The 14,093-nt window shown below is 48.6% G+C and carries 19 protein-coding genes; 10 read left to right on the forward strand and 9 right to left on the reverse strand.

Going from position 1 to position 14,093, the window contains the following annotated elements:
* Positions 1 to 3: 3 nt before the first annotated feature.
* From nfo to DWY55_RS00715, 3 genes are read right to left on the reverse strand one after another with little or no spacing between them, the layout of a single operon-like run.
* On the reverse strand, positions 4 to 846 hold the full coding sequence (gene nfo, locus DWY55_RS00705) for a deoxyribonuclease IV (RefSeq protein ID WP_005826472.1): 843 nt from the start codon (positions 844 to 846) through the stop codon (positions 4 to 6).
* 4 nt (positions 847 to 850) lie between these two features.
* Positions 851 to 1,168, reverse strand: a complete 318-nt coding sequence (locus DWY55_RS00710; RefSeq protein ID WP_117878003.1) for an MGMT family protein — start codon at positions 1,166 to 1,168, stop codon at positions 851 to 853.
* 58 nt (positions 1,169 to 1,226) lie between these two features.
* Positions 1,227 to 1,709, reverse strand: a complete 483-nt coding sequence (locus tag DWY55_RS00715; protein WP_005835865.1) for a PepSY-like domain-containing protein — start codon at positions 1,707 to 1,709, stop codon at positions 1,227 to 1,229.
* Between the two features lie 145 nt (positions 1,710 to 1,854).
* Between DWY55_RS00715 and DWY55_RS00725 the strand changes: the two genes are divergently transcribed.
* Genes DWY55_RS00725 through DWY55_RS00735 form a run of 3 tightly spaced genes read left to right on the forward strand, consistent with a single transcriptional unit; the run spans position 1,855 to position 2,987 of the window.
* The gene (locus DWY55_RS00725; protein ID WP_005826468.1) at positions 1,855 to 2,313 is read left to right on the forward strand and encodes a GNAT family N-acetyltransferase; all 459 of its coding nucleotides are present in this window, start codon (positions 1,855 to 1,857) and stop codon (positions 2,311 to 2,313) included.
* 36 nt (positions 2,314 to 2,349) lie between these two features.
* Positions 2,350 to 2,628 carry a zinc ribbon domain-containing protein gene (locus DWY55_RS00730; protein WP_005826465.1) on the forward strand — a complete coding sequence of 93 codons (279 nt, stop codon included), beginning with the start codon at positions 2,350 to 2,352 and terminating at the stop codon, positions 2,626 to 2,628.
* Between the two features lie 2 nt (positions 2,629 to 2,630).
* The gene (locus DWY55_RS00735; protein ID WP_034525499.1) at positions 2,631 to 2,987 is read left to right on the forward strand and encodes a nitrous oxide-stimulated promoter family protein; all 357 of its coding nucleotides are present in this window, start codon (positions 2,631 to 2,633) and stop codon (positions 2,985 to 2,987) included.
* On the opposite strand, the gene DWY55_RS00740 is transcribed toward DWY55_RS00735, so the two are convergent.
* The 3 genes from DWY55_RS00740 to DWY55_RS00750 are packed head-to-tail and all read right to left on the reverse strand — an operon-like array spanning position 2,933 to position 4,375.
* Entirely contained in the window at positions 2,933 to 3,139 is a 207-nt protein-coding gene (locus tag DWY55_RS00740) for a hypothetical protein (protein WP_005826462.1), read from the reverse strand. The two genes, DWY55_RS00735 and DWY55_RS00740, sit on opposite strands and share 55 nt — an antisense overlap.
* A 2-nt stretch (positions 3,140 to 3,141) precedes the next feature.
* Entirely contained in the window at positions 3,142 to 3,606 is a 465-nt protein-coding gene (locus DWY55_RS00745; protein ID WP_005826461.1) for a MaoC family dehydratase, read from the reverse strand.
* A 22-nt stretch (positions 3,607 to 3,628) separates the two neighbouring features.
* Entirely contained in the window at positions 3,629 to 4,375 is a 747-nt protein-coding gene (locus tag DWY55_RS00750) for an SGNH/GDSL hydrolase family protein (protein WP_009036626.1), read from the reverse strand.
* Positions 4,376 to 4,587: 212 nt separating this feature from the next.
* Here DWY55_RS00750 and DWY55_RS00760 point away from each other — a divergent pair, with 212 nt between their 5' ends.
* From DWY55_RS00760 to DWY55_RS00780, 5 genes are read left to right on the forward strand one after another with little or no spacing between them, the layout of a single operon-like run.
* Positions 4,588 to 6,459, forward strand: a complete 1,872-nt coding sequence (locus DWY55_RS00760; protein WP_117878001.1) for a PAS domain-containing sensor histidine kinase — start codon at positions 4,588 to 4,590, stop codon at positions 6,457 to 6,459.
* A 23-nt stretch (positions 6,460 to 6,482) separates the two neighbouring features.
* Positions 6,483 to 6,893: a secondary thiamine-phosphate synthase enzyme YjbQ gene (locus tag DWY55_RS00765; RefSeq protein WP_005826454.1), complete on the forward strand. Its 411-nt coding sequence runs from the start codon at positions 6,483 to 6,485 to the stop codon at positions 6,891 to 6,893.
* Positions 6,894 to 6,905: 12 nt separating this feature from the next.
* A complete protein-coding gene (locus DWY55_RS00770) occupies positions 6,906 to 7,631 on the forward strand; it encodes an SDR family NAD(P)-dependent oxidoreductase (protein ID WP_005826453.1) in 726 nt (241 codons plus the stop codon).
* Between the two features lie 42 nt (positions 7,632 to 7,673).
* Positions 7,674 to 8,654 carry a lytic transglycosylase domain-containing protein gene (locus tag DWY55_RS00775; protein ID WP_117877999.1) on the forward strand — a complete coding sequence of 327 codons (981 nt, stop codon included), beginning with the start codon at positions 7,674 to 7,676 and terminating at the stop codon, positions 8,652 to 8,654.
* A gap of 25 nt (positions 8,655 to 8,679) precedes the next feature.
* Positions 8,680 to 9,348: an MgtC/SapB family protein gene (locus DWY55_RS00780; RefSeq protein ID WP_009036622.1), complete on the forward strand. Its 669-nt coding sequence runs from the start codon at positions 8,680 to 8,682 to the stop codon at positions 9,346 to 9,348.
* Between the two features lie 6 nt (positions 9,349 to 9,354).
* On the opposite strand, the gene DWY55_RS00785 is transcribed toward DWY55_RS00780, so the two are convergent.
* From DWY55_RS00785 to DWY55_RS00795, 3 genes are all read right to left on the reverse strand, one after another.
* Complete coding sequence (locus DWY55_RS00785) at positions 9,355 to 10,128, reverse strand: TIGR03915 family putative DNA repair protein (protein ID WP_117877996.1); 774 nt, start codon at positions 10,126 to 10,128, stop codon at positions 9,355 to 9,357.
* A complete protein-coding gene (locus DWY55_RS00790; RefSeq protein WP_117878062.1) occupies positions 10,125 to 11,390 on the reverse strand; it encodes a putative DNA modification/repair radical SAM protein in 1,266 nt (421 codons plus the stop codon). The genes DWY55_RS00785 and DWY55_RS00790 overlap by 4 nt, the downstream gene beginning before the upstream one ends.
* A gap of 94 nt (positions 11,391 to 11,484) precedes the next feature.
* Positions 11,485 to 11,661: a histone H1 gene (locus tag DWY55_RS00795; RefSeq protein WP_005826447.1), complete on the reverse strand. Its 177-nt coding sequence runs from the start codon at positions 11,659 to 11,661 to the stop codon at positions 11,485 to 11,487.
* A gap of 149 nt (positions 11,662 to 11,810) precedes the next feature.
* Here DWY55_RS00795 and DWY55_RS00800 point away from each other — a divergent pair, with 149 nt between their 5' ends.
* Positions 11,811 to 12,452, forward strand: coding sequence for a helix-turn-helix domain-containing protein (locus tag DWY55_RS00800; RefSeq protein WP_025834754.1), 642 nt, complete (start codon positions 11,811 to 11,813; stop codon positions 12,450 to 12,452).
* A gap of 244 nt (positions 12,453 to 12,696) precedes the next feature.
* Positions 12,697 to 14,085: an alanine/glycine:cation symporter family protein gene (locus DWY55_RS00805; protein WP_117877994.1), complete on the forward strand. Its 1,389-nt coding sequence runs from the start codon at positions 12,697 to 12,699 to the stop codon at positions 14,083 to 14,085.
* Positions 14,086 to 14,093 lie beyond the last annotated feature (8 nt).

Raw genomic sequence — 14,093 nt, forward strand, 5'->3', positions numbered from 1 at the left:
CTCTCAATCAGAGGAGACAAAGCTTCTCAACAGTTTTATCTCCTCTGCCCAAAGCGATTCATCGGGCGTCTCCAAAATAATAGGTATACCGTCAAAACGCACATCTTGCATAAAGCGCCGGAAGAAATCCATACCTATCAGCCCCTTGCCGATGCTGTCGTGACGGTCTACTCTGGAGCCGAGTGCTTTCTTGGAGTCATTCAGGTGTATACCGCGCAGATAGCCGAAACCTACCGCTGCGTCAAACTCCTCAAACACCTTGTCATACTCATTCACTATATCATAGCCTGCTGTATACGTGTGGCAGGTATCAAGGCAAACTCCAACGCGAGACTTGTCATCCACCCGGTCAATGATATGTCCCAGCTGCCAGAACTCGTTTCCCACATTGCTACCCTGCCCGGCTGTGTTCTCTATGACAGCCACCACATCGTGCGTCTTGCCCAATATAAGATTAATGGATTCAGCGACCTTGTCCAGACACTCTTCCACGGAAATCTTATTCAAATGGCTGCCCGGATGAAAATTCAGTAACTTCAGCCCTAATTGTTCGCAGCGCTGCATCTCATCCAGAAAAGCGGCACGGCTTTTCTGTAACCCTTCTTCTTCGGGATGCCCTAAATTTATCAGATAACTGTCGTGAGGCAGGATATAGCGGGAATCGAAGCCAAGCTTCCCACAATTTTCCTTAAACACCCTGATACTCTCCTCCGTCAGCGGCCTTGCCACCCACTGACGCTGGTTCTTGGTAAACAAGGCAAAAGCATTTGCCCCTATCTCACTGGCATTGACGGGAGCCGCTTCCACTCCCCCACTGGCCGATACATGTGCACCTATAAATTTCATAATCTTATTGTATTTGCTCTTTCATGAATTCCCACTGGCATTTTTTCATGTCCACACACCCATTCTTTCTGAACGTCACGCCCTCTGCCTCCAGCAAAGTCCGCTGTTCCGCCCAGCACGGTACCAGCCTGCCCTGGCTGTTCACTACCCGATGGCAGGGCAGACACATGCCGTCGGGCACATCGTGCATAGCATGTCCCACCATGCGCGAACATTGAGGTCTTCCGACAAGATAGGCTATCTGTCCGTACGTCACCACCCGCCCCGGAGGGATTGCGGCCACTACATTATAAACCTCCTGCTGAAAAGTGTCTTTGTCCATAAAAGTCTGGTTTGGGAAGGCAAAGATATGATAAATTCAGCAGGTATGCGAACAGACGTTACAAGAAAGTGGCTGCGCCGAGCGGATTGTATGTATAGGTGACATTACGGGCACGGATGATTTCGCCCGTCGGGGTAAACAATATCTGATATTTCGTCTGGAGATTTGCCATCCCTACCTCTACCGCCACGATGGACTGCCATTTGGGAAACTGTACCCAAGTGACATTCTGCACCATCCCTCCGGAATATTCACTGGCGGCAAAAGCATTGTAAACGGCAGGGGGCACTTCGTCCATTGTCTCCCAGTCCGTCTGTTGCATTACCCATTGCGCCTGCCCGTCAAACCAGACTTTCGTATCAAAACCGTTCATCAGGAAATCTGCCACATAATAAGATTCATCATGCGACCAGGCAACATCATCTGCCGTAGGATACATTTTCTTCAGTGCAGCCTGTACATCAGCAGGTGCCCAATCGGCAGAAGCCGAGACTGATACCATCAGCATCAAAACCAGAAAAGAGAATTTCAACTTACTCATAACTTCATCAGATTATCATGTTATGAGAAGAACGGCGTATGGCAGATTTTGTTCACCGGCAACTCTCAACCATTCAACAGTTAAAAAGAGATATCCATTGTAATTCAATAGAAAATGACTAACTTCACACCAGAAATTCAGAAATATGATAAGAATACATCCCATATCCGGCAACAAAAAGCAATATCTTGACCTGCTGCTGCTTGCCGACGAACAAGAGTCCATGATTGACCGTTATCTGGAACGGGGAGAGATGTTCATCCTATCCGATAATGATACAGTCAAAGCGTCTTGTGTAATCACCTGCGAGGATAAAGGAATCTACGAAATAAAGAGCATAGCTGTCTATCCGGAATACCAGCGCCAGGGATATGGAAGACAACTGATAGCATTCGTTCTTGAACATTATAAAGACCGGTGCCATACTATGCTTGTCGGCACTGGAGACAGTCCGCTAACCATCCCCTTCTATGAAAGCTGCGGATTTGCATACTCACACCGAGTACCCGATTTCTTTATCGATAATTACGACCACCCCATATTTGAAGGTGGCAAGCAATTGAAAGACATGATTTATCTGAAAAGGATGCTTCAACCAAAATAATATCCTATATTTGCATATCACTTAACTCCACACATTATGGAAGCTAAACTTTGCCAAAGCTGCGGAATGCCCTTGTCATCCGCAGAAGTACTCGGAACCAATGCCGACGGTAGCCTCAACGAGGAATATTGCACCTATTGCTATCAGCACGGTGATTTTGCACAAGACTGTACTATGGACGAAATGATAGAACACTGTGCACAGTTCACCGACGAATTCAACAAGGATTCCGGAATGAATTTCACTAAAGAGGAAGCCATTGCCGGTATGAAAGAATTCTTCCCGACCTTGAAACGCTGGCAGTCCAAACAATAAACATGCCGTCCCGTATCAAGCAGGAAAAACAGACAGTAGAACGGATGGTCCGCCTTTACTGCCGGAAAAAGGAAGGCAACAAGCAATTGTGTCCCCGATGCGAGGAACTGCTGGGGTATGCCCACATTCGTCTTTCACGCTGTCCTTTCGGTGAGAATAAATCCACCTGCAGGCAATGCAGCATTCACTGCTACAAGCCCGAAATGAAAGAACGGATGCGTGAAGTCATGCGGTATGCCGGACCACGGATGCTGTTGTACCATCCCGTGGCGGCACTCCGCCATTTGTGGCAAGAGTATGTCCATCAGTATCTCACCAAACGTTTCGGAGTCCCGCGCCAGGAACAGCACAAACAATAAACCGTATCCTGGTCGTATCCCTCCAACGAGGAGGTGCCGTCCTTAGGTACAATCTCACCTTTGTCAGAGATGTAGACCGGCAAGCGCTCACCTTGTCCGTTCATCACAAAAAATGCCCCCACCTTGCATTGGGGGCATACCATCTTACGCATAATCAATTGAAATAATACAAAAATATAGCCACCCCTTCCAGTGCCTTCTTCTTTTCACCTTGTATTTCGATGGCAAATTTTATTTCCGCCTTTGCCACACCGCGCAGATTCGACAGAGATTGCAAATGGGCAACCAGCCGGATGCTCTGTCCGGACAATACCGCCTGACCGAACTTCATCTTGTCCATACCATAATTAATCATCATCTTCAGGTTGTTCACTTCAATAATCTGGTTCCACAGATATGGCAACATGGACAAGGTGAGATACCCATGTGCAATAGTGCTCTTAAAAGGGCTTTCCACTTTGGCGCGTTCCGTATCGACGTGTATCCACTGATGGTCCAATGTCGCATCAGCAAACAGATTGATACGCTCCTGAGGGAGCTCTACATATTCCGAAACACCGATTTGCTGGCCTACCAGCTTTTCAAAATCCTCGTACGAGTTGATAATCACTTTTTCCATTACTCTCTATTTTATTGATAAATTATAAATTCACACGCTTTATCCACATATCCGCCATTCGTTTATGCCCTGCAGGAGTGGGGTGGATACCGTCCCAAATCCAATAGGTGTCTTGAGAAGCCGGAGCAGTGCCGAGAATTTCATCGAACATCGCATTATAAGGAAGAAATACCGTCTGATAGTCCTTCGCTATCCTCTCTACGATGGCGGCACAGCGACGCACCAGACTATCACGTTCTGCAAAGTCCTCACTCTTACGCATATTGCCGACATTGGCAACAAAAGGAGTGCCCAGCACTATCTTCAATTCCGGATTGGCCTGTAAAGAACGGTCAAGCAAGGAACGGTAACACTTCTCCCATCCTTCAAAATCAAAAGGCTCTTTTTTGTCACCCTGCAGATAGTAATGTACATCGTTTGTCCCCACCAAGACGGAAAGCACATCCGGTTTCATTCCAATGACATCCTCTTCCCAGCGTTTCTCCAAATCCCGGAGAGTGTTTCCACTGATGCCACGGTTAAAAAAAGCATATTCCTTTTCCGGAAAATCTCCTTGATAACGACTTGCACACAAATACATATAGCCGCTACCGTAAATATGGTTCATATCCCAAAGGCTTCGCTCCGCAGTCGGTTTGGGCATCCCGCAGGCATTTCCCCAGTTACCGTCCGTGATAGAATCTCCGATAAACAAGACACGCGGGCCGCTTGCATGGAGTAAGAGTGATATGCAGAAAAAAACTATTACAAAGAGTCCAATACGCTTCATGGCATTTTCTTGTTAGGATGTAAAAATTGCAACAAATATACGTCTTATTCCGGCAAGTACAAAAACTCGGGTATCTTTTTCCCATTCCCCAAAAACATATATAACCCTTATTTTTATTTCCGTTCATCACAGATTAATTTGGAAATAATGTATCTTTGTCAATATCTTAATTGTTGTGACAGAACAAAAACATCACTATTAAAGATTCCGGTATGAATTCTAAATTTGATTATGACTTACTGTCAGCAATGATGACCAATGCCAATATGGGATGGTGGGAAGCTGATTTAAAGACCGAAAGCTACATTTGCTCCGAATATATCTCCCGGTTGCTGGGACTGGATGAGGATGGAACCATCAGCTTTAAAGATTTCAACAAACGTATCCTAAAAGAGGAACAACGGCATACTACCACACATTCCTTCGACGACATCCGACAGACACAAGAGGCCGTATATCTGCTCAATACAACAAAAGGACCAACGTGGATAAGAAGCAAGGTATGCCTACAGAGAACCGACGAAAACGATAATGTCAAAATCTACGGCATTGCCGAAACACAAGACGGTCCCGACATGTCATCGGCATCCCAAGCCTTACAAGAGCGTAACCGTCTCCTCCATAATATTTATAAATATCTTCCGGTAGGAATTGAGCTCTATAACCGAGAGGGAATATTGATAGATATGAATGACAAAGAGCAGGAAATGTTCCATCTCAAACAGAAAGAAGATCTACTTGGAATTAATATTTTCGAGAATCCGATTTTCCCGGAAGAGATGAAAAGCAAGTTAAGAAAACATGAAAATGCAGACTTCACTTTCCGGTATGACTTCTCTAAAATAGGCAATTACTACAAGACACAGAAGAAGACGGGCACCATAGACCTTGTAACCAAAGTCACAAGCCTTTACGACGATAATCACAACCTGACCAACTATCTGCTAATCAACGCAGACAAAACGGAAACGACCGTCGCTTACAACAAAATACAAGAGTTCGAGAGCCACTTTGAGCTTATAGGTGACTATGCCAAAGTGGGATATGCCAATTATGACCTTCTTAATGAGCAAGGCTATGCCCAACGCAGCTGGTACAAGAACTTGGGTGAGAAAACAGAAACACCGTTGTCCGAAATCATCGGAACCTACAATCATCTCCACCCAGACGACCGTACTATCATGCTTGACTTCCTACAGAACGTAAAGAGAGGACTGGCACACAAGCTCAGCCGGGAAGTACGTGTTCTTAAAGAAGACGGTTCTTTCATGTGGACCCACGTCAACATCATTGTAGAACGCTACATGCCTGAACAGAACATCATAGAGATTATCTGCATCAATTACGACATCACCCAATTAAAGCAGACGGAGGCAATGCTGATACAAGCCAAGGAAAAGGCCGAAGAGGCAGACTGGCTGAAATCCGCTTTCCTTGCCAATATGAGCCATGAAATCCGCACGCCGCTAAATGCGATTATCGGTTTCTCCAGCCTGCTGCACTACGTGGAAAACGAGCAGGAAAGGGAACAGTACATCTCTTTGATAAACCACAACAACCAACTGTTGCTCAAACTAATCAACGACGTTCTGGACCTTTCCAAGATAGAGGCCGGACACATAGAGCTCCATTCCGAATGGTTCAATCCGGCAGAACTCATCGAGGAAAGTATTACCGAGTACGAACGGAACGTTCCGGCAGGAGTGAAACTCTTTGCCAGGTATCCGGCAGCCCCCGGCCAGATAGAGCACGACCCGATGCGCATCAAACAGATACTGAACAACTTCATATCGAATGCACTGAAAAACACCGTGCAGGGACATATCGAAGTGTACTACGAAACGGACACAGACGGAATAAGAATCAGTGTTTCCGATACTGGATGCGGTATTCCCCCCGAAAAACTGGGAATGATATTCGAACGGTTCGAAAAGGTGGACTCCTTTGCCCAAGGTGCCGGATTAGGACTCTCCATCTGCAAATCCATCGTTGAGAAAATGAATGGAGTGATTACCGTAGATTCGACAATGGGAGTGGGAAGCACATTCACCGTGGAACTGCCCTGCCGGACAAGACCATCCTGACAACAAACGAAAAACAATGATTTATGACCGCACAGAAAGAATTTACCCTAACCCCTCGCCGGCGTGGCTTTCACCTGGTGACAGAGGAGATTATACGCAACCTTCCACCGCTTCCGTCTGCCGGAATCCTGCATCTGTTCATCAAGCATACAAGCGCAGGCCTCACCATCAACGAGAATGCAGACCCTGACGTACAGACAGATATGGAAGCCATCTTCAACCGCCTCGTAAAAGAACGGGAACCTTATTACCAACATACATGCGAAGGCGATGACGATATGCCCGCCCATGCCAAGGCAACCCTCAGCGGAACCAGCCTCACCATCCCCATCACCAATGGGCGTCTGAACATAGGTATCTGGCAAGGCATCTATCTCTGCGAGTTCCGCAACCGGGGCGGAGGAAGAAGAATTGTAGCAACCGTCATCGGATAATCCCCTATCATCATGCAGAAAGCCATCATCATCGGTGCCACTTCAGGCATCGGACAAGAAGTAGCCAGGATACTTGTACAACAAGGCTGGCATATAGGTATTGCCGGCAGAAGAGAGGAAGCATTGCATGCCCTGCAAGCCACCGCACCCGACCGGATAGTCACGGAACAGCTGGACGTTACGGAAGAGACAGCGACTCTACACCTCCATAACCTGATAAAAAAGCTGGGAGGCATAGACCTGTTTTTCCTCAGTTCCGGCGTGGGACATCAAAACCGGGACTTACAACCGGACATCGAACTGAACACGGCACGTACCAATGTAGAGGGATTTACCCGCATGGTGACTGCCGCCTTCAACTATTTCAAGGAAAAAGGCTCCGGACATATTGCTGTCATCAGTTCCATTGCAGGCACTAAAGGACTGGGCGTTGCACCGGCCTACTCTGCCACCAAACGCTTCCAGAATACCTATATCGAAGCGCTGGCACAACTTGCCCGGATGCAGCATCTTGATATACACTTCACCGACATCCGTCCGGGATTTGTTGCCACCGATTTATTGAAAAGCGGGAAATACCCGATGCTGATGAAAGCAGACCGTGTAGCACAGCACATAATCAAGGCTTTAAGAGAAAAGAGACGGGTAGTTGTCATTGACGGACGCTACCGGGTACTGGTATTTTTTTGGCGTATGATTCCACGATGGCTATGGGAAAGGTTGCCTATAACGAATTGATTTCGTATCTTCACGTCTCCAAACAGAAATAGACATACAGACATGAAGAAAAATTCAAAATATATCGTGCTTACCGCTGCCATTGCACTGTGCGCAGGTTCCAGCCTCCCCTTCCTCGCAGGCAGCAGTACGCTGAATCCCGAACGCGATTCCGTGAAATCCGAAGTTCCCTACTGCGTGACCTCCCCCAGCGTACCGGACAAGATCACTTTTGCCGGACAAGCTATTGACCTGCTTCGCTACGACCACCACGAACGTATGGACCGCGAACTGATGTCCTTCACCTACATGCACTCCACCACCATGCTCATGGTGAAGCGTGCCAACCGCTACTTCCCCGTCATAGAGCCTATACTAAAAGCCAACGGCCTTCCCGATGACTTCAAGTACCTCGCTGTGATAGAAAGCAACCTGAACCCGCTTGCCAAATCGCCTGCGGGTGCCGCCGGCCTATGGCAGTTCATGTCTGCCACCGGACGCGAATTCGGACTGGAGGTGAACAGCAACATTGACGAACGATACCATATCGAGAAAGAGACCAAAGCAGCCTGCAAGTACCTGAAAGATGCTTATCAGAAATACGGGAACTGGCTGTGCGTAGCCGCCGCCTACAATGCCGGGCAAGGACGCATCTCCACACAACTGCAGAAGCAAATGGTGGAGCAGGCTGTCGACTTATGGCTGGTAGAAGAGACTTCGCGCTACATGTTCCGCCTGCTGGCAGCCAAAGCAGTCATCAGCAATCCGCAGCAGTACGGCTTTCTGTTGAAACGGGAACATCTTTATCCGCCCATCCCCTACACGGAAGTGACCGTCACAACGGGCATAGCCAACCTGGCACAGTTTGCCAAAGATAAAGGCATCACCTATGCCCAACTGAAAGATGCCAATCCGTGGCTGCGGGATACCTCGCTGATGAATAAAAGCGGACGTACATACATACTAAAAATACCGACACAAGCCGGAATGCATTACAACCCCAAGAAAACAGTGCCCCACAATAAGAATTGGGTCATCAATTAATAAAAAAGAAAGAGAGGATACGATGATGATGTTAAACTTTGATTTTGTGCTCAGGTTGCTGGTAGCCGGAATACTGGGTGCCATTATCGGACTGGATCGGGAATACCGTGCCAAAGAAGCAGGCTACCGCACCCATTTCCTGGTATCATTGGGAAGTGCGCTCATCATGATTGTATCCCAATATGGTTTTCAGGAAATCATCAAGGAAAGCAGTGTGACGCTGGACCCCAGCCGTGTTGCCGCACAAGTAGTCAGCGGTATCGGATTCATCGGTGCGGGTACCATCATTTTCCAGAAACAGATAGTCAGGGGACTGACAACAGCCGCTGGAATATGGGCTACTGCAGGCATCGGATTGGCAGTAGGTGCAGGAATGTACACCATCAGTATTGCCGCCACCCTGCTGACTCTGGCGGGGCTCGAACTGTTGAGCCTTATTTTCAAAAGCATTGGCATGAAAAGTTCCGTGATAACCTTTTCCACTTCCAGTAAAGAGATACTGCCGCAAGTGTCCCGGCGATTCAACTCCAAAGACTATCTGGTGGTGTCCTACAACCTGGACCGGCAAGTGCAGGGAGAGTACACCAACTATCAAGTGACCATGGTCATCAAATCCAAGAAAAGCTATGATGAGGGATATTTGCTGCAACTGATGCAGGAATTTCCCGAAGTGACAGTGGAGAAAATCGAATAAAGGGAATCACTGCTGTTTTTCCGTCAGATATTTCCAATATCGCACGGGCATGTCCTGCTTGTGCTTCCGGGGATTGAGGCGTTCCTTGATGCAGATTGCCTTAAAATAGGTTTTCCAGAGAGATTGGAAAAGCCGTTCGTCTTTGTCCATCAGACTTTCGTCGAGCATGCCGGTGACAAGATGCCCTTCGCGGCTGTCCTCACCAAAAGTCACTTGGCGCACCTCCTTCAAGTCGTAATAGTATCCATAGGCGCGTTTGATGTCATAAATCAGCCAACGCTGGTCGGAAAAACGGTCCTTGAAATGCTCCGTCACCAGGGGAAGGGCATTCTTCTCGGGCTCGACAGCCGCAAAGAAAGTACCGTCCGCAGCTTTCTGGAAACGGACAAACTGAAGCAGGCGTATACGCTCCCAATCCACCCGCTTCCACATACGGGAGAATTCCAGTACATCAGGGTCGGCAAAGTTCGTCTCAATAGAGCGCGGAGCATCTACTGCCTTGCGGATATAGCGGAAAAGGAGCATGGGAGTTTCCGGCTCCTCGGCCAGCCAGCACTGGGCCAGACAAGCAAGTGCCGTAGACGACAGCTTCTTCTGCAATCCCCGCCAAACACGACCTGCCTTCTCCTCATCGGTCACCACCGTAAACAGCCCGTCGTAAAACAAAGGAAGCGGCTCTCCTTCCAGAAGCAGCGCATCGGGAAAGGTACGGCGGGAATAGGCCTCGAACACGGAAGTCAGCAATCCCTCAAACGTATGGTCATACAGAAAAATATTCATTCCTCAAAATTAAGTACCAACTGTCTCTCATCCACCTTCTTACGGTTAGGCTTGGGCAGCAGCAGACTGCGTACCCCCTGCGGGGTCAGTTCGTTGACCGTGTGCATAGGCAACTCACAGCAGGTAATGAAATACTGTGCCTTCTTCATCACCACCCCTATCTTCTTCAACTGGTAGAAACCTATCTTGGAGAAACGCCGGGAAGCCACTATCAGCCGTGCAGACTTCACGCCGATGCCCGGCACGCGGAGCAACATCTCATAATCCGCCTTGTTCACATCGACCGGAAACTGCTCGGGATGGCGCAAAGCCCAGGACAGCTTGGGGTCAATCTCCAAATCAAGGTCCGGGTAGGCATCATCCACTATTTCCTCCACCTTGAACTGATAAAAACGCATTAACCAATCGGCCTGGTAGAGCCGGTTTTCACGTACCAAAGGGGGCTGCTTCAATGCCGGCAGGCGCTTATCGTAGGTATTGACGGAGATATAGCCCGAATAGTAAACACGCCGCATCGTAGGTCCTTTGTATAGGGCCGACGAAAGATACAGAATATCCTTATCCGTTTCGGCAGTGGCGCCCACTATCATCTGGGTACTTTGTCCGGCAGGAGCAAAACGGGGGGCATGGCGGTGTTTCTTGCGTTCTTCCGAACTTTCCAGCACCCCTTGCTGGATGTAACGCATCGGCGCATATACACTCTTATGGTCTTTCTCCGGCGCAAGCAGTTTCAGATTCTCCTCTTTCGGTATTTCTACATTGACGCTGAGACGGTCGGCATAGAGCCCCGCCTCATTCACCAGTTCGCGGCTGGCGCCGGGAATGCTTTTCAGATGGATATATCCGTTGAAACGATGGATAGTACGGAGGTCCTTGGCGACACGCACCAGACGCTCCATCGTGTAATCGGGATTGCGCACCACCCCACTGCTCAGGAAAAGCCCTTCGATGTAGTTGCGGCGATAAAACTCCATGGTGAGGTCCACAAGCTCGGTCACCGACAGCGTGGCACGCGGCAGGTCGTTGCTGCGGCGGTTGATGCAGTAGGCGCAGTCGTAGATGCAATAATTGGTAAGCATCACTTTGAGCAGGGAAATGCACCGGCCGTCCTCGGCAAAGCTGTGACAGATACCCCAACCGCCCACAGTGTTCCCCAGCATACCCGCCTTGCCGGAGCGCACCGTACCACTGGAGGAACAAGAGACGTCATACTTTGCCGACTCTGCCAGTATCTTCAATTTATTGAGAACGTTTTCATCCATAATACCTGCGTCAAAAGTAGCAATAATACTTTTCAAAAACAAAAAAGACCGCCAGTAGTGGCAGTCTTTCGCAGCATGAAATATGCTTTTTTTCTTACTTCTTAGAAGCTTCCAAAGATGCTTTGCGGAATTCCTTCATAGCTTTTTCGATTTCCAAAGAAGCCTTACGAGCGCGAGTTCCTGCTGCCTTGTTACCGTTTTCCAACTGAGCGTTTGCATCTTTTGAGAAGTCTGCATACAATGCAGCTACTTTTTCAACTAATTCTTTCATAATCCTTTTTAAATTACTTCGTTAATAATGTCTGGCAAAAATACATTCTTTCTTGAAATAAATGCAGAAAAACGATATTTTTTTTGAAATATTCGGTAAAATCGCCGCAAAAAGGGGCTCTTACGCGTTTTTTATCTACTTTTGCAAGCATGAAAACGCTTACTGACACCGAATATATACACGCTCTCATAGCCGAAGGAGAGCACCAACAGCAGGATTTCAAGTTCGAAATATCCGACGCCCGCAAGATAGCCAAAACCCTTTCAGCCTTTGCCAATACAGACGGTGGAAAACTGCTCATCGGAGTGAAAGATAACGGGAAAATTGCCGGTGTCCGTTCGGACGAAGAACAATATATGATAGAAGCGGCTGCCGGACTTTATTGCAGCCCCGAAGTGAACTACACCATGCAGACCTATCTGGTGGAAGGCCGCAGTGTGCTGGTGGTACAAATCGAGGAAAGTGACCGGAAACCGGTATATGCCAAGGACGAAACAGGAAAATACTTGGCTTATCTCCGCATCAAGGATGAAAACATCCTGGCTACTCCCGTCCATCTGCGCGTCTGGCAGCAAAGCGGAAGTCCGAAAGGAGAACTGATAGAATATACCGAACGGGAACAACTGTTGCTCAATCTGCTGGAAGAAAACGACCGCCTTTCACTGAACCGTTACTGCCGCCTGGCGCATCTTTCCCGACGCGCCGCCGAACATCTGCTGGCAAAGTTTGTTCGTTATGACATAGTGGAACCGGTGTTTGAAGGACACAAGTTTCACTTCAGGCTGAAATAGGCAAGGAGATTCCGTCAGGTTTGTCCTGATTTGTCCATGGTGCAAATTGCAGCACACGAGTTCATACCACGTTGATTATCATTAATTTGCAAGGTGTCTATCTCAGTTAACGACAGAGGTAGCCTTGAATAACGACAGAGGCAGCCTAAAGTAACGACAGAGGGCACCTTAGATAACGACAGAGGGCAGCACTTGTTTTGTGTGAGTTTTTTTTACTGCAAATAGATAACTGTATATATACATTATGGGAATAATAAATCTGATAAACGACCTGCTCTGGACCTACATCCTCGTTGCCCTGCTGTTGGGATGCGCCGTATGGTTTACGCTGAGAACCCGCTTTGTACAGTTCCGGATGATAAAGGAAATGGTACGTCTGCTGGGCAACTCGGGCGGGAAAGGCGATGCCAAGGAAAAGCATATCTCATCGTTCCAGGCATTTGCCATCTCCATTGCCAGCCGTGTAGGTACGGGCAATCTTGCAGGGGTTGCCACCGCCATTGCAGTAGGCGGTCCGGGCGCTGTATTCTGGATGTGGGTGATTGCCCTCCTGGGTGCTTCCAGCTCGTTTGTAGAGTCTACACTGGCCCAATTGTATAAGATAAAGGGCAAAGACTCCTTTATCGGCGGCCCGGCCTACTATATGCGTAAGGGACTGAAACAGCCGTGGATGGGGGCACTGTTTGCCGTACTTATCACCATTACCTTCGGATTTGCATTCAACTCGGTACAGAGCAATACACTGTGTGCCGCTTTCGAAAGCGCTTTCGGGTTCGACCATGCCGTTGTGGGAGGCATCATCACCGCACTCACGCTGACAATCATCTTTGGAGGCGTACAGCGCATAGCCAAAGTCAGCAGCATCATCGTCCCCATCATGGCGTTGGGATACATTGCGCTGGCACTTATCATCGTTCTGTTGAACATCAAAGAGCTGCCGGGAGTCCTGGCACTCATTGTCGGCCACGCCTTCGGATGGGAGCAGGCTTTGGGAGGAGGTGTCGGCATGGCGCTGATGCAGGGCATCAAACGCGGGCTGTTCAGCAACGAGGCCGGTATGGGGTCCGCTCCCAATGTGGCGGCAACCGCACACGTCAGCCACCCCGTGAAGCAAGGCTTGATTCAGACGCTGGGAGTATTTACCGATACGCTGATTATATGTACCTGCACCGCTTTCATCATTCTGTTCAGCGGTGCTCCACTGGATGGTTCCACAAACGGCGTACAGCTTACCCAGCATGCACTGACCAACGAGATAGGACCTTCGGGAGCCATCTTCGTTGCGGTAGCCTTGTTCTTCTTCGCATTCAGCAGCATTCTGGGAAATTATTATTACGGAGAAGCCAATGTGCGCTACCTTACCCGCCGTAAATGGGTGCTCAACATCTACCGTATACTGGTAGGCGGCATGGTCATGTTCGGTGCTGTTGCCACCCTCGACCAGGCATGGAGCCTTGCCGACGTCACTATGGGACTCATGGCGCTCTGCAATCTTATCGCCATCAGCCTGCTCGGAAAATACGCTTTCAGGCTGCTTGAAGACTACCGCGCACAGAAAAGCGCCGGTATCAAAGACCCCGTTTTCACCAAGAACCGCCTGAAAGAGGTAGAAAAAGACATAGAGTGCTGGTGATAACCAAC

The organism is Bacteroides sp. AF25-38AC (assembly GCF_003602995.1).
Classification (GTDB): domain Bacteria; phylum Bacteroidota; class Bacteroidia; order Bacteroidales; family Bacteroidaceae; genus Bacteroides; species Bacteroides uniformis.

What these genes read in the sequence shown, in the direction of transcription:
- nfo (WP_005826472.1), bottom strand. Translation starts at nt 846, where the DNA reads ATGAAATTTATAGGTGCACATGTATCGGCCAGTGGGGGAGTGGAAGCG.
- DWY55_RS00710 (WP_117878003.1), bottom strand. Translation starts at nt 1,168, where the DNA reads ATGGACAAAGACACTTTTCAGCAGGAGGTTTATAATGTAGTGGCCGCA.
- DWY55_RS00715 (WP_005835865.1), bottom strand. Translation starts at nt 1,709, where the DNA reads ATGAGTAAGTTGAAATTCTCTTTTCTGGTTTTGATGCTGATGGTATCA.
- DWY55_RS00725 (WP_005826468.1), top strand. Translation starts at nt 1,855, where the DNA reads ATGATAAGAATACATCCCATATCCGGCAACAAAAAGCAATATCTTGAC.
- DWY55_RS00730 (WP_005826465.1), top strand. Translation starts at nt 2,350, where the DNA reads ATGGAAGCTAAACTTTGCCAAAGCTGCGGAATGCCCTTGTCATCCGCA.
- DWY55_RS00735 (WP_034525499.1), top strand. Translation starts at nt 2,631, where the DNA reads ATGCCGTCCCGTATCAAGCAGGAAAAACAGACAGTAGAACGGATGGTC.
- DWY55_RS00740 (WP_005826462.1), bottom strand. Translation starts at nt 3,139, where the DNA reads ATGCGTAAGATGGTATGCCCCCAATGCAAGGTGGGGGCATTTTTTGTG.
- DWY55_RS00745 (WP_005826461.1), bottom strand. Translation starts at nt 3,606, where the DNA reads ATGGAAAAAGTGATTATCAACTCGTACGAGGATTTTGAAAAGCTGGTA.
- DWY55_RS00750 (WP_009036626.1), bottom strand. Translation starts at nt 4,375, where the DNA reads ATGAAGCGTATTGGACTCTTTGTAATAGTTTTTTTCTGCATATCACTC.
- DWY55_RS00760 (WP_117878001.1), top strand. Translation starts at nt 4,588, where the DNA reads ATGAATTCTAAATTTGATTATGACTTACTGTCAGCAATGATGACCAAT.
- DWY55_RS00765 (WP_005826454.1), top strand. Translation starts at nt 6,483, where the DNA reads ATGACCGCACAGAAAGAATTTACCCTAACCCCTCGCCGGCGTGGCTTT.
- DWY55_RS00770 (WP_005826453.1), top strand. Translation starts at nt 6,906, where the DNA reads ATGCAGAAAGCCATCATCATCGGTGCCACTTCAGGCATCGGACAAGAA.
- DWY55_RS00775 (WP_117877999.1), top strand. Translation starts at nt 7,674, where the DNA reads ATGAAGAAAAATTCAAAATATATCGTGCTTACCGCTGCCATTGCACTG.
- DWY55_RS00780 (WP_009036622.1), top strand. Translation starts at nt 8,680, where the DNA reads ATGATGTTAAACTTTGATTTTGTGCTCAGGTTGCTGGTAGCCGGAATA.
- DWY55_RS00785 (WP_117877996.1), bottom strand. Translation starts at nt 10,128, where the DNA reads ATGAATATTTTTCTGTATGACCATACGTTTGAGGGATTGCTGACTTCC.
- DWY55_RS00790 (WP_117878062.1), bottom strand. Translation starts at nt 11,390, where the DNA reads ATGGATGAAAACGTTCTCAATAAATTGAAGATACTGGCAGAGTCGGCA.
- DWY55_RS00795 (WP_005826447.1), bottom strand. Translation starts at nt 11,661, where the DNA reads ATGAAAGAATTAGTTGAAAAAGTAGCTGCATTGTATGCAGACTTCTCA.
- DWY55_RS00800 (WP_025834754.1), top strand. Translation starts at nt 11,811, where the DNA reads ATGAAAACGCTTACTGACACCGAATATATACACGCTCTCATAGCCGAA.
- DWY55_RS00805 (WP_117877994.1), top strand. Translation starts at nt 12,697, where the DNA reads ATGGGAATAATAAATCTGATAAACGACCTGCTCTGGACCTACATCCTC.